Annotated in this window: 9 protein-coding genes; all 9 read left to right on the top strand. The window is 31.8% G+C overall.

The genetic code is table 11. The annotated features are described in order from the left end of the window. Positions 1 to 111 precede the first annotated feature (111 nt). The 9 genes from KVH43_RS02170 (at position 112) to KVH43_RS02130 (ending at position 15096) form a co-directional block, all read left to right on the top strand. Positions 112 to 1422: a Na+/H+ antiporter family protein gene (locus tag KVH43_RS02170; protein ID WP_218284056.1), complete on the top strand. Its 1311-nt coding sequence runs from the start codon at positions 112 to 114 to the stop codon at positions 1420 to 1422. A 155-nt stretch (positions 1423 to 1577) separates the two neighbouring features. Next, on the top strand, positions 1578 to 3260 hold the full coding sequence (locus KVH43_RS02165) for a formate--tetrahydrofolate ligase (RefSeq protein ID WP_218283272.1): 1683 nt from the start codon (positions 1578 to 1580) through the stop codon (positions 3258 to 3260). Positions 3261 to 3287: 27 nt separating this feature from the next. After that, entirely contained in the window at positions 3288 to 5324 is a 2037-nt protein-coding gene (locus KVH43_RS02160; protein WP_218283271.1) for a urocanate hydratase, read from the top strand. 78 nt (positions 5325 to 5402) lie between these two features. Next, positions 5403 to 6308: a glutamate formimidoyltransferase gene (gene ftcD / locus KVH43_RS02155; RefSeq protein ID WP_218283270.1), complete on the top strand. Its 906-nt coding sequence runs from the start codon at positions 5403 to 5405 to the stop codon at positions 6306 to 6308. Positions 6309 to 6315: 7 nt separating this feature from the next. After that, positions 6316 to 7572: an imidazolonepropionase gene (gene hutI, locus KVH43_RS02150; protein WP_218283269.1), complete on the top strand. Its 1257-nt coding sequence runs from the start codon at positions 6316 to 6318 to the stop codon at positions 7570 to 7572. 23 nt (positions 7573 to 7595) lie between these two features. Beyond that, positions 7596 to 8213, top strand: a complete 618-nt coding sequence (locus KVH43_RS02145) for a cyclodeaminase/cyclohydrolase family protein (protein WP_218283268.1) — start codon at positions 7596 to 7598, stop codon at positions 8211 to 8213. 214 nt (positions 8214 to 8427) lie between these two features. Beyond that, positions 8428 to 9915: a TIGR02677 family protein gene (locus KVH43_RS02140; protein WP_218283267.1), complete on the top strand. Its 1488-nt coding sequence runs from the start codon at positions 8428 to 8430 to the stop codon at positions 9913 to 9915. 2 nt (positions 9916 to 9917) lie between these two features. After that, positions 9918 to 11054 carry a TIGR02678 family protein gene (locus tag KVH43_RS02135; RefSeq protein WP_218283266.1) on the top strand — a complete coding sequence of 379 codons (1137 nt, stop codon included), beginning with the start codon at positions 9918 to 9920 and terminating at the stop codon, positions 11052 to 11054. Then, entirely contained in the window at positions 11044 to 15096 is a 4053-nt protein-coding gene (locus KVH43_RS02130) for a TIGR02680 family protein (RefSeq protein ID WP_218283265.1), read from the top strand. Before KVH43_RS02135 ends, KVH43_RS02130 begins: the two co-directional genes overlap by 11 nt.

The raw sequence follows: 15096 nt of genomic DNA, 5'->3' as shown, positions 1-15096 counted from the left end.
TGCTTTTTATCCTAAAAATTTTACGCTTTAAAGCTTTTCTCAAATAAAGTATTTTATGATATACTATTTCTTGTGTGATAAAAATAGATTATAAATTATTAAGGGAGGTATATAATGTTAACAAATCCGGTATTATTTTCTGTTATCCTTATGAGTGTTCTTTGCTTATTTAAGCTAAATGTCATTATCTCTTTAATTATTGCAGCAATAGCAGGTGGTCTTTTAGCAGGTATGCCTATTGATAAAATTATGGACATTCTTATTGGTGGAATGGGTGGAAATGCAGAAACAGCTCTAAGCTATATTTTATTAGGAGCATTAGCAGCAGCTATTCATAAAACGGGTCTTGCCACAATTTTATCTAGAGAAATTGCTAATAAAATTAAAGGAAAAAGGACTGCTTTATTAGTGCTTATAGCTATTATATCTTGTTTTTCTCAAAATTTGATTCCAGTACATATCGCCTTTATTCCTATTTTAATTCCTCCATTATTAAGTGTGATGAATAGATTAAAAATTGATAGAAGAGGTGCAGCGTGTGCACTAACTTTTGGACTTAAGGCCCCTTATGTGGCACTTCCAGTAGGCTTTGGTCTGATATTTCATGGAATTATTGCAGATGAAATGACTGCAAATGGTATGTATATGGCAAAAACTGCTGTATGGAAGGGAATGTGGTTTCCTGGTCTTGGAATGATTATAGGATTATTAGTTGCTATTTTTATTTCATATAGAAAACCTAGAGAATATAATACATTAGATATTATAGAAAGTAAAAATGAATGCTCAAAGGAATTTATAAAATTTTCAAGTAAGCATATGGTTGCATTACTTGGTGCATTAGCAGCATTAATTATTCAGATAATGATAGAGTCTTTACCTCTTGGTGCTATTGTAGGCTTAATGATTATGATTATTTTTAGAGCTATTAAATGGAGCGATATAGATGAACTTATGAGCAGTGGTATTGGGATGATGGGATTTATTGCATTTGTTATGCTAGTAGCATCAGGCTATGCAAATGTTATTAGAGAAACAGGTGGGGTAGAAGCTTTAGTTAATGCTGCGGCTAGTATAATGGCAGGAAGTAAATTAATTGCTGCTGTTGTTATGATTTTATTAGGACTTATTATTACTATGGGTATTGGTACATCCTTTGGAACGATTCCTATTATAGCAGTAATTTATGTACCTCTCTGTTTAAAAATGGGCTTTAGTCCAATTGCTACTGCTGTTATGATTGGTACAGCTGCAGCTCTTGGTGATGCAGGTTCACCTGCTTCTGATTCCACACTAGGACCAACATCAGGACTTAATGCAGATGGACAGCATGATCACATTTGGGATACTTGTGTACCTACGTTCCTGCACTACAATATTCCGTTAGTGATCTTTGGGGTAATTGGTGCTATGATTTTTTAGTGAATAAGAATACGAAAAGTCTTTAGTGTTATTATGCTAAAGGCTTTTTTTATACGACGAATTATCGAAAAATTTACACTCATCACAAAATATAGACGTTTTGTAGACGCAATTTGTTCATAATAATATTAAGAAAAATAAAAGGGGTGTGGAGTATGGAAGTGAAGGTTTTAAGTGATATAGAAATTGCACAACAGAGTAATATGAAGCCGATTGCAGAAATAGCAAAGGAGTGGGACATTTTAGAGGATGAACTAGAGTTATATGGAAAATATAAAGCAAAAATTAATTTAAGTATATTTGATAGATTGAAAAATAAACCAGATGGTAAGCTTATTTTGGTGACAGCAATTAATCCAACTTCAGCTGGAGAAGGAAAGTCTACTACTGCTGTGGGACTTGGTCAAGCACTTAATAAAATAGGGAAAAGAGCTGTTATTGCATTAAGAGAGCCATCGTTAGGACCTGTATTTGGAATAAAAGGTGGAGCTGCAGGAGGGGGATATGCACAAGTAGTTCCTATGGAGGATATTAACCTTCATTTTACAGGTGATATGCATGCTATTACTACTGCAAACAATTTATTATCAGCAGCTATTGATAATCATATCCATCAAGGAAATACACTAAGAATTGATGCGAGACAAATCGTTTGGAAAAGGGTGCTTGATATGAATGATCGAGCTCTTAGAAATGTTGTTGTAGGTCTTGGAGGAAAGCCTAATGGATTTGTACGTGAAGATGGATTTATGATTACGGTAGCATCAGAAGTTATGGCAGTACTTTGTCTAGCAGAAGATTTGATGGACTTAAAGGAACGCTTTGGAAGAATGATTGTTGCTTATAATTTAGATGGAGAACCAGTAACAGCAAAAGATTTAGGTGTTCACGGTGCTATGGCGTTATTGTTCAAAGATGCTATAAAGCCAAATATTGTACAGACTTTAGAAAATACACCAGCACTCATTCATGGTGGACCTTTTGCAAATATTGCTCATGGTTGTAATAGTATATTGGCAACAAAGTTGGGACTAAAGATAGGAGAGTATTTAATTACTGAAGCTGGCTTTGGAGCTGATTTAGGAGCAGAAAAATTCTTAAATATAAAATGCAGGTATGGAGGTCTTACTCCATCAGCTGTTGTTATAGTAGCAACTATTAGAGCGTTAAAGATGCATGGAGGTGTGAAAAAGACTGAATTAGGAAAAGAAAACCTTCAAGCTTTAGAGAAAGGCTTTGCGAATTTAAATAAACAAGTTGAAAATATTAGAAAATTTGGCTTACCTGTAATGGTAGCTGTAAATAAATTTACGAATGATACAGATGCTGAAATAGAACTACTTATTAAGAAGTGTGAAGAAATAAGTGTAGAGGTTGCACTAAATGAAGTTTGGGAAAAAGGTGGAGAAGGTGGCATAGATATGGCACAAAGAATTGTTAACATGATAGAAAATGAAAAGCCTAATTTCAATTATATTTATGAAGTAGACGAGTCTATAAAGAATAAAGTAAACAAAATTGTAACAGAGATTTACGGGGGAAAAGGAGTAGTATTTACAAATAAAGCACTAAAACAAATAAAGAAATTAGAAGAGATGGGACTAGATAAACTTCCTATTTGTATGGCAAAGACTCAATATTCTTTATCTGATGATAAAAACTTATTGGGAGCACCGAAGGATTTTGAGATTACAGTAAAAGAAGTAAAGGTATCTGCTGGAGCTGGATTTATTGTTTGCCTAACAGGAGATATTATGACAATGCCTGGGCTTCCAAAGGTTCCATCTGCTAACAAGATGGACATTGATGAGAATGGTCAAATTGTAGGATTGTTTTAAAGTTTATATAAAAAGGGAGGTCTTTATATGTTTAAAAATTATGATATAAAAGAAGCTATGCAAATCAAATTGGATTCAGAATTACCAGAGTATCCTAAATTCGTTGAAGGAATAAGACGTGCACCAAAGAGAGAATTTACGTTGACAAAGGAAGAAACAGAGCTAGCACTGAAAAATGCTCTTAGATATGTTCCGGAAGAGTTACATGAAAAATTAGCACCAGAATTTTTAGAAGAGTTATTTACAAGAGGAAGAATTTATGGGTATCGATTTCGACCAGAAGGAAGAATAAAGGGTAAGCCTATAGATGAATATAAAGGAAAATGTATAGAAGGAAAAGCATTTCAAGTAATGATTGACAACAACCTAGACTTTGATATAGCACTATATCCATACGAGCTTGTCACTTATGGAGAGACAGGTCAAGTATGTCAAAACTGGATGCAATATCGTTTAATAAAAAAATATTTAGAAGAGTTGACACAAGATCAGACATTAGTTATTCATTCAGGACATCCAGTAGGATTATTCCATTCAAAACCTGAAGCACCGAGAGTAATTCTTACAAATGGCTTAATGATTGGTATGTTTGATGATCAAGAAAATTGGCACCGTGCAGCTGCTCTTGGCGTTGCAAATTATGGACAGATGACAGCAGGAGGTTGGATGTATATAGGACCACAGGGAATTGTTCATGGAACCTATAGTACAATTTTGAATGCAGGAAGATTAAAATTAGGTATTCCATCTGATAGTGATTTAAGAGGAAAATTATTTGTAACGTCTGGTCTTGGAGGCATGAGTGGAGCACAGGGAAAGGCAGTAGAAATTGCAAATGGAGTAGGAATAATTGCAGAGGTTGATGAGTCAAGAATCAATACAAGATATGAGCAGGGATGGGTTAGCAAAATTGCAGATACACCAGAGAAAGCATTTAGATTGGCAAAAGAATATATAGAAAAAGAAAAGCCTTGTGCTATTGCTTTTCATGGAAACATTGTTGATTTATTAGAATATGCAGTTAAAGAAAATATTCACATAGATTTATTATCAGATCAAACATCTTGCCATGCTGTATACGATGGAGGATATTGTCCTCAAGGACTTACATTTAAAGAGCGTACAGAAATGTTAGCTAAAGATAAGGTTCAATTTAAAAAATTAGTAGACAAAACTTTAAGACGTCATTTTGAATTAATAAAAGAGCTTGTAAATAGAGGTGTATATTTCTTTGATTATGGAAATGCTTTCATGAAAGCTGTTTATGATTCAGGAGTAAAAGAGATTTCTAAAAATGGTAGAGATGACAAAGATGGATTTATTTGGCCTTCTTATGTAGAAGATATTTTAGGACCACAATTATTTGATTATGGCTATGGACCATTTAGATGGGTGTGTTTAAGTGGTGAGCATGAAGATTTATTAAAAACAGATAAAGCAGCTATGGAGTGCATTGATAAAGATAGAAGATATCAAGATTATGATAATTATGTATGGATTAGAGATGCAGATAAAAACAAATTGGTTGTAGGAACACAGGCTAGGATTCTTTATCAAGATGCAATAGGAAGAACAAAAATTGCGCTTAAATTTAATGAAATGGTAAGAAATGGAGAAATAGGTCCAGTAATGCTAGGTCGAGATCATCATGATACAGGAGGAACAGATTCACCATTTAGAGAAACTTCTAATATTAAAGATGGAAGTAATATTATGGCAGATATGGCAACTCACTGCTTTGCAGGGAATGCAGCAAGAGGTATGAGCCTTATAGCATTACACAATGGTGGAGGAGTTGGAATTGGTAAATCTATTAATGGTGGATTTGGTATGGTACTTGATGGAAGCCAACGTGTTGACGATATTTTAAGATCTGCAATGCCTTGGGATGTAATGGGTGGTGTTGCAAGACGTGCTTGGGCGAGAAATGAAAATGCTATTAGTACATGTGTTGAGTACAATGCAATGAGAAAAGGAAAAGATCATATTACATTACCATATATACCAAAAGAGGATTTGGTAAAAGGTTTAGTAGAGGATGCTTTTGAGAAACTAAATAAATAATGAAATAAAGTGCCTGTTACTGTTGGGAATATAAAATACCATAGTTGCCGATAGACACTGATAAAAGGAGGAAGGAAAATGGAAGCTGTTAAAAAAATTGTAGAATGTGTGCCAAATTTTAGTGAAGGTAGAGATTTAGAAAAAATAGAAAAAATAGTATCACCTCTTAGAGGAAAAGAAAATGTAAAGCTTTTAAATTATGAAGCAGATAAAGATTATAATAGAGTAGTTGTAACTGTAATGGGGGAGCCTCAAGCTGTAAAGGAAGCAGTACTGGAAGCTATTGGGGTTGCAACAGAAGTGATTGATTTGAATAATCATGAAGGTCAGCATTCTCGCATGGGAGCAACTGATGTTGTACCTTTTATTCCTATTAAAAATATGAGTATGACAGAAGCAGTAGAATTAGCAAAGGAAACCGCAAAGGAAATAAACGAAAGATTTAATATACCAGTATTTTTATATGAAAAAGCTGCAAGTAAACCTGAAAGAGAAAACCTGGCAAAGATTAGAAAAGGACAGTTTGAAGGAATGATTGAAAAGCTAAAAGAACCTGAATGGAAACCAGACTTTGGAAAAAGAGAAATCCATCCAACAGCAGGGGTCACAGCAGTAGGAGCAAGAATGCCATTAGTAGCATATAACATTGATTTAGATACACAAAATATTGAAATCGCCAATAAAATTTCAAAGGCAATTAGACATTCAAGTGGAGGATTTAGATATATTAAAGCTGGTGGTGTTGAAATCAAGGAAAGAGGAATTACTCAGGTAACTATGAATATAACGGATTATACAAAAACTTCTATTTATAGAGTATTTGAAACTGTAAAAATGGAAGCAAAAAGATATGGAGTAAATGTACTTGGAAGCGAAATTATAGGACTTGTACCAATGGAAGCTCTAGTTGATACAGCTAGTTATTATTTAGGACTTTATGGTTTCTCGATGGATAAAATAATAGAAACAAATTTAATGGAGTAGTGATACTATGAATAAAAATTTGATCATAAAAAATGCTTCACAACTTGTAACTTGTAGTGGATTTGCTGCAAAGCATGGAAAAGAAATGTCAGAGCTTTATGTTATTGAAAATGGTACGGTCATAATTGAAGATGGAATAATTAAAGCTGTTGGAAAAACAGATGAAGCTTTAAAGGATATAGATGAATCAAAGTACAATATAATAGATGCAACTGAAAAAGCAGTTTTACCTGGATTTATTGATTCTCATACTCACTTTGTATTTGGTGGATACCGTGCAGAAGAATTTGGATGGAGACTTCGTGGGGACAGCTATATGGAAATTATGAAAAGAGGCGGAGGAATTGTCAATACAGTAGAAGCAACAAGGAAAGCATCAAAAGAGGAACTTATAAGACTTGGAAAAAGAAGGCTGGATACGATGCTTTCCTTTGGCGTAACAACAGTTGAAGGAAAAAGCGGATATGGATTAGATTTTGATACAGAAATTAAGCAACTAGAAGTGATGGAAGAGCTGGAAAGAACTCATCCAATAGATATAGTAAGAACTTATTTAGGAGCTCATGCAGTTCCTAAAGAATATAAGGATAGGGAAGATGAATTTATTGAGGATATTATTGAGAATGTTCTTCCAGTAGTAGTAGAAAGAAATTTAGCAGACTTTTGTGATGTTTTCTGCGAGAAAAATGTGTTCTCTATTGAACAGTCAAGAAGACTTTTAAGCAAAGCAAAGGAAATGGGAATGAAGTTAAAGCTTCATGCAGATGAAATTGTAAGGTTTGGAGGATCAGAGCTTGCGGCAGAATTAGGAGCTGTATCAGCAGATCATTTACTTCAAGCATCTGATAAAGGAATTAAAGCTATGGCAGAGAGTGGTGTTATAGCAACTATCTTACCTTGTACAGCATTTAGCTTGAAGGAAGATTTTGCAAGAGCTAGATTTATGATTGACCAAAATTGTGCAGTAGCGCTGGCGACAGATTTGAACCCAGGAAGCTGTTTTACAGAATCTATTCCTTTAGTATTTGCTTTATCTACTTTATATATGAATATGACTATTGAAGAAGCTATAACAGCTCTTACTATTAATGGTGCTGCAGCTGTAGGAAGAGCAGATGAAATTGGTAGCATTGATGTAGGGAAAAAAGGAGATATTGTTATACTAGAATTTCCATCTTATGATTTTATTCCTTATCATATAGGGGTAAGCACTGTAGAGAAGGTTATAAAGAATGGGGTATTGGTATTTGATAAAGAACAATAAAATATAAAACAGGAGGAAATAGAATGCTGGTAAATATGAATATAAAAGAATTCCTAGAAAAATTGGCATCTAATGAACCAGTTCCGGGTGGGGGAAGTGTTGCAGCTCTAAGTGCAGCTGTATCAATTGCACTTATGGAAATGGTTGCGAATTTAACTATTGGAAAGAAAAAATATATGGAAGTAGAAGAAGAAATGAAAAGCATTAAAAAAGATGCAGAAAAATATAGGAGTAGATTTATAGAATATATTGATAAAGATTCAGATGCATTTAATGATGTGATGAAAGCTTTTAAGCTACCAAAGGAAACAGATGAAGAAAAGGAAACTAGAAAGACTGCTATACAAGAAGCTACGAAAAAAGCAGCATTAGTTCCATTGGAGGTTGCAAAGGATGCCTTTGAAATCATGAAAACTATAGAAAAGATAGTAGTAAAGGGTAACCAAAATGCAGTAACAGATGGTGCAGTAGCAGCGATGATGGCAAGAACAGCAGTACTTTCTGCATTGTACAATGTTAAGATAAATTTAGGTTCTATTAAGGATACTGAATTTGTAGAGGAAGTAGCAAAAGAAGTAAAAGAGCTTGAAGAAAATGTTGAAAACATAGAGAAGGATATTTTATCAAAGGTTGTATTGTAGTGACGTTTATTATGAAAAATTTATAATAGATTTTTAGGAGAAAAGCACTGTAAAGAGGAGTTTTTCTCCTATTTTTTATTTGAAATATAAATTGGCCTTAAGGCTTTAAAAAAGATATGATATGATGTATTTAAATAATGCTTTTATAGAGAAAAATGCTCGAAGACAAAAATATTTTAGGAGATTAAACGTTAAAATAAGAGAGGAAGGCTTTATGAAATTAGATATAAGTGTAAAAGCTCAGATTGATGAAGCGAAATATTTAGCAACAGAAAACACATGGAGATATAGAGCTATTATTAGATGTATGTATAAGTGCTATGAAAAAATGAAATATTGGCTGTATAAAGAGGAGATTTATGAAATTTTAAAGAAATATGAAGAATTTGCTGATTATTCAGAGGATTATCTGAAGAATGATTTAGATAGTCTGGTTAGCTGGAAAAATTTAATTGCAGTTGCTGATACAACAAAGGTTAGGACAGTAGATGAATTTAAAAATAGAGCATTTCGATATCAGCTTTCTCCTTATACTATTGAAATTGAAAGAATGTTAATGAAACTTGAGAATATGACAGTAGAAAACAATGCTTCTCTTGAATGTACATTAGTAGAGAGATTTAGAGAGCTTCTTGAAAGGTACGATAGTATTGCTTTAAAAGAGGATAAAGAGGTATATGAATGGTGGAAGCTGTTAAATAAGAGCTTTAAAGAGTTGAATCAGAACTATCAAGATTATATAAGTAGATTTTATTCACCTAAAACGGAAGAGTTAATGAAAACAACAGAGTTTTTGATGTTTAAGGAAAGCTTTATTATTTATTTGAGGGATTTTATTAGAGGACTTCAGTTAAATAGTGTTCTAATAAAAAAATTATTAAAGGATATAAGTGATGATGCAATAAAAAAAATTATTGATAAAGTTTTAGCGCACGAAAAAACAATTCCAAATATAAATACAAATATAAAGGAAGATGAATTTATAGAAATTCATCAAGGAAGATTTCGAAGCATCAAGGATTGGTTCTTTACACATAAAGGAAAAGAACCTTTGATTGAACAGCTTATTGATAATACAAATCATATTATTAGAAAGATTACACGATTTGCTTCTCAACTGGCAGATAAAAGGAATAATAGTGCCAATAGAAAAGAGGAATACAGAAAAATTGCAAAGCTATTTAGTGAGTGTAAGGATATGGAAGAAGCTAATAAGTTGTCTTCATTAGTATTTGGTGTATTTAATACTAAGCATATTAAGGGAGATGAAACAAGAGTAACGGAAAGCATTAATAGTAGTATTTATGATGAAGTGCCTACAAAGGTTATAACAAAACCAAGAGTTAGAACCTATAGAGAAAAAATTATAAAAAACCCTATTATAGATAAAAGAGCGAAGAAGGAAGAAAGGCTTAAGAAGATTTTAAAAAAAAGGAAGATGGAAAAGGAATTAATGGAAAGGTTTATTCTTAATGATCAAATTGATTTTGCAAAATTACCTAAGCTTACACAAAAGGATAGAGTTGTTTTATTAAGATGGCTTTCAAAGGGAAAAGGCTCTAAAAAAGGTTTGGGAAAAACTGAATTTGGTAGGGAATATAGTGTGACAAAATATGATTGTCAGGAATGTATAAAGATTAAATGTGAAGATGGGATTTTTACTATGCCACATTATGTGATCAAATTTAAGAAAGAGGAATAGGAATGGAAGTGCTAAAGAAATTATTGGAAAATTATTTTATTGTGAAAGAAAAGGATAAGAACCTTTATTATGAAATAAAAGATAAATATAAAAGCTTTAAACCTTTTATTAGAGACAAGCTAGGGTATGATCTTTTTATTAGAGGAGATTTTATTAAGCTTGAAAAGATACCAGGTAGGCCTGAGAGTTGGATGGGTATTGATGATTTTGACAATATAAGGGAGTATATATTTCTAATGCTTCTTTTGATATTTTTAGAGGACAAAAATAAAGAGGAACAGTTTTTATTATCTCATGTGACGGAATTTATTGCTGCTAATTCGGTGGGAGAGAAGGTGGATTGGACAGATTATCAAACAAGACGTTCTCTTATAAAAGTGATGAAATTTGCATTAAATCAAAATATAATTCTTATAAATGATGGTGAAGAAAATGAATTTACGAGAGATACTTCTACAGAGGTTTTATATGAAAGTACAGGTTTGTCTAGATATATGGTGAGGAGTTTTTCTATAGATATTATGAAGTGTACAAGCTATAGAGATTTAGAAGAGGATTATGGAGAATTCTTAGATAGCGGAAGAGGTTTTTTAAGAAAAAATAGAGTTTATAGAAGATTACTTCTATCTCCTGTAGTATATAATGAAGGAGCTGAGGATGAAGATTATCTTTATATTAAGAATTATAGAAATATTATAGAAGGAGATTTTAGAAAATATTTGAATTGGTCGCTACATGTACATCGAAATGGTGCGATAGCTGTGCTTGCTGAGGGAGATAGATTAAAAGGAACATTTCCTTCATCTGCTGGAATAAGTGATATAGTCCTTCATTTGAATAAAAAGATTTTTAATGCTGTAAAGGAAGGAAAGCTTAATAGAAAAATAAATGATTTAATTTCTATGACACATGAAGCTTTTAATGAATTTGTAAAAGATTTAAAAAAGGAAATGGGTAATGGTTGGAGTAAGGAATACAGAGAGTGTAGTTTAGATAAGCTTGTTCATGATATTTTGGAATATATGAAAAGCTTTTGTATGGTTAAAGTAGATGATAATATTAATATTTATCCATTGGTTGGAAAAGTAATAGGAGATTATCCATCAAATTATGCAGGAGGTGGGCATGATGGAAAATAGATGGGTAGCCAATAAATTAGGATTGGTGAATTTTTGGTATTATGATTTTGAAGAATTTGAGTTAGCTGATGGAAAGCTTTTATTAAGAGGTAGCAATGGAAGCGGGAAATCTGTAACGATGCAGAGCTTTATACCCCTTTTGCTTGATGGGAACAAAGCTCCAGAAAGATTAGATCCATTTGGAACAAAATCTAGAAAAATGGAGAATTACTTACTAGATGAGGAAACAGATGAAAAGACTGCTTATCTTTATATTGAATTCAAGAGAAAAAGTACAGAAAATTATCTAACTATTGGAATGGGGATGAAGGCTGTAAGAAATAGACCTTTAGACTCTTGGTATTTTATTGTAACAGATGGCAGAAGAATTAATCAAGATATATATTTATATAAAGATGCAGGAACCTTTATACCTCTTACTAAAAAGCAGCTTGAAAATGCAATAGGCAAAGGGGGATTTTTTACAACAGGTCAAAGGAAATATATGGAAAAGGTAAACGAATACCTCTTTGGCTTTGATGATTGTGAAAGATATGAAGAGCTTATAAATCTATTGATTCAATTAAGAAGTCCGAAGTTGTCTAAAGATTTTAAGCCTACAGAAATATATAAAATCCTTGAAGGCTCTTTGAGGGTATTATCTGAAGATGATTTAAGACCTATGTCTGAATCTATGGAGAGTATGGATAATCTTCAGAATTCATTAGAGGAATTGCAAAGAGCATTAAAGGCTACAAAAAATATAAAAAATTATTATGATAGATATAATAAATTTTGTTTATATGAAAAGGGAATGAGGTTTTATGAAAAAAATAATGACATCATAAAGTTAAAGGGTGAAGTGAAAGCGCTTAAAAATAATTATAAAAGCAAAGAAGAAGAGCTTTCTAATATGAAAAATGAGATAAAAAAATATGAATCAGTGCTTAAGGATGCAGAAATAAAGTACGAGCATTTAAGAAATGATGATGCATTAAGAGTGAAGGAAGCCTTAATTAGGCTTGAAAAAGAAGTGTTAGAGTTAAAGGATATTATAAAGAATAAAGAGAATGAATTAGAAAAAAAGAAAAATTTAGAAAGAGAGAGAGAAGAGAAGCTTAAAAGTATACAGAATGAATATGAACATATTCACTATCAGATAAAAAAAGAAATGAAAGAACTTTATATATTAAGCGAAGAATTTGGATTTGAAGAAGGAAAAATATTAAAGGATGAAATGGTTAAGGATTTAGAAGGTTATAATCTGCAATTTGTTAAGATTTCTATTAATAAATATATGAATAAAATAAAAGAAGCTATAAAAGCATTGACATTATTTGAAAGTATACAAAAAGACTATAGTAATGTTCTTCAGGAAAAGGAAAAGCTTCAAAGGGATTTTAAAGCAGCTAAAGAAGAGCTTATTAAAAGAGAAGAAATTTTACTAAATACAAAGGAAGAATTAAAGGTTCATTATATAAAATGGAATGAAAACAATCAGATCATAAAGCTTTATGATGATGAAAAGCAGAGTCTTTTTTCAGCTATTGATAATATTTCTGATACTTTTTTACTAGGAGATCTAAACAAAGTTATAAGAGATGCGTACAATACGAAGAAAAATACATTTACTTTAAATATAGAAAGAAAAAAGAGGCAGATTCAAGAAGTAAAAATAAATATAGAAGCTTTTAATAAAGAGATTGAAGTACTAAGAGCTGCAAAAGAAATTGAGCCTAACAGAAGTGAAGGGGTTATAAGAAATAGACAGAAATTATCTGATCGCGGGATACCATATGTACCTTTATATAAAGCTATAGATTTTAAAGATGATGTTTCAGAGGATATAAAAAAAGCTATAGAGAGTGCTTTTGTGGATATGGGAATGCTTGATGCTTTAATTGTTGATGAAAAATATAAAGAAGAAGTATTGCAATTTCAAGAAGGAGAATGGGACCGTTATATATTTGCTAAAGAAAATATCATGAAGCATAATCTTACAACTTATTTTCAAGTAGATAAAGAAGGACTAGAGGGAGTATCTTATCAAACAGTAGATCGTGTCTTACAGGGAATATTTTTAGTAGATGATGAGTTAGTTTTTATAGATGAGAATGGAAATTATAAAATAGGTGCTTTAAGGGGAAAGGCATCAGAAAATTATATACTAAAGTATATTGGAGGAAACAGTAGAAAAAGACATAGAGAAAGGCTAATAGAGGAGAATTTAAAAGCTATAGAACTGCTAACGGATGAGGTAAATGAAAGAGAATTAGAAATTATTCAAATTGAGAATTGTTTAAAGAAGCTTGAAAACGATATGAAGCTTGAACCTAAAAGCGAAGATTTAAGAGAAGCATTAAAGTTGATTGATGAAGGTGAAAGAGATTTAAAAAGTATTCATAATAGCTTGATCCAAGAAGAAGAAAGATTTTTTGAAGTGTCAGAAAAGCTAAAGCAGCATAAAAAAATGGTATGGGAAAAAACAGAAGGAATAAACCTTAATAAAAATCTAGAGGCTTTTCAAGAAGCAAAAGAATGTGCAGATGATTATTATAATGGGTTATCAGAACTAAGAGTAAAACAAAATAATTTAAGGAGCCTTACATCACATATAAAAACTATAGAAGATGGGTTAGAGGATGTGAGGGATGCAATTGATCAGCTGTATTATGAAATATCTTATTCAAAGAAAAAGCATGATGAGAAAAATGAAGAGATATGTTCGTTTAATGAGGTTTTAAAGACATCGGGTATAAATAAAATAGAAGAGGAATTAGAAAAATGTATTAAAATCAAAAACGAATATCCAGAGATGATTAAATCGTGTACAAATAAAAAAGGAAAATTAGAGGAATATTTAGATCATTTAAAAACAAACATTGAGAGCAAAATCAACAAGTTAGAAGAAGAGGAAAAAATTCTTTGCATACTAGAAGAAATATTTTTAGAGGAATATGCATTAGGTTATGTTTTAGACAAAGAAGAGGGAGAACTCATTGAGATTACTAAAAAAATTATTTCTCTTGCAAAATTGGAAGAAGAAAAGGGAAGAGAATTTTATTCAAGTGCATTGATAGAAAGTATCAGTAAAAATGGAGCTGAGCTTAGAGATTTTGCATTAAAACAGATTACTATTTTTGATAAATATAATATAGATGAATCGATTAAAAGTATTTATAAGGGCTGTGAAAGAGTAGATATAAGGTGTAGAGTTCAGGGGAGAGAAATTTCCTTTTATGAATTATCCTCAAAAATTGAGAAAGATATAGAAGAGATCAAGCTATTGATCAGTAATGAAGAAAGGAGAATTTTTGAGGAGATACTTTTAAATACTATCAGTACAAAAATCAGAAGCAAAATATATTTATCTAAGACTTGGGTAGATAAAATAAATGCTTTGATGGAATCTATGAACACATCGAGTAGTCTTGCTTTAAGCTTAAGATGGATTCCTAAAAAAGCAGAAAGTGAAGGCCAGTTGGACATAGCGCAGCTTTTAAAGATTCTTGAAAGAGGAAATATTGCAAGTGAAGAGGATATGAAAAAATTGGCTAATCACTTTGGAGATAAGGTAAAAGAAGCTATTAGAAGCTGTGAAGAAACAGGAGAGGCAAGAAACTATCATACTATTATCAAGGAAGTATTAGATTATAGAAAGTGGTATGAATTTAAGCTATATTTCACAAAAAAAGGAGAAAGAAAAAGAGAGTTAACTAACAATGCTTTTTTTCAATTTTCTGGTGGAGAAAAAGCGATGTCTATGTATATTCCGTTGTTTTCAGCAGTTTATGCAAGATACGATAATGCAAGAGGAGATTGTCCACACATAATAGCTATGGATGAAGCTTTTGCAGGAGTAGATGAGAACAATATAAGAGATATGTTTAGACTCCTTAAAGATCTTGATTTAGATTATATAATCAATTCTCAGATTCTTTGGGGAGATTATGATACGGTAGACAATCTTTCAATATGTGAACTGGTTAGAGAAGAAAATGATGATGTTGTTGCAGTCATTAGATACCATTGGAATGGTATAGAGAAAAAATGCTTGGTGTAG

It is taken from the genome of Crassaminicella indica (assembly GCF_019203185.1).
GTDB classification, from domain to species: Bacteria; Bacillota; Clostridia; order Peptostreptococcales; family Thermotaleaceae; genus Crassaminicella; species Crassaminicella indica.
The sequence above is the reverse complement of the archived record's forward strand: the minus strand, read 5'-3'. Positions and strand labels throughout refer to the sequence as shown.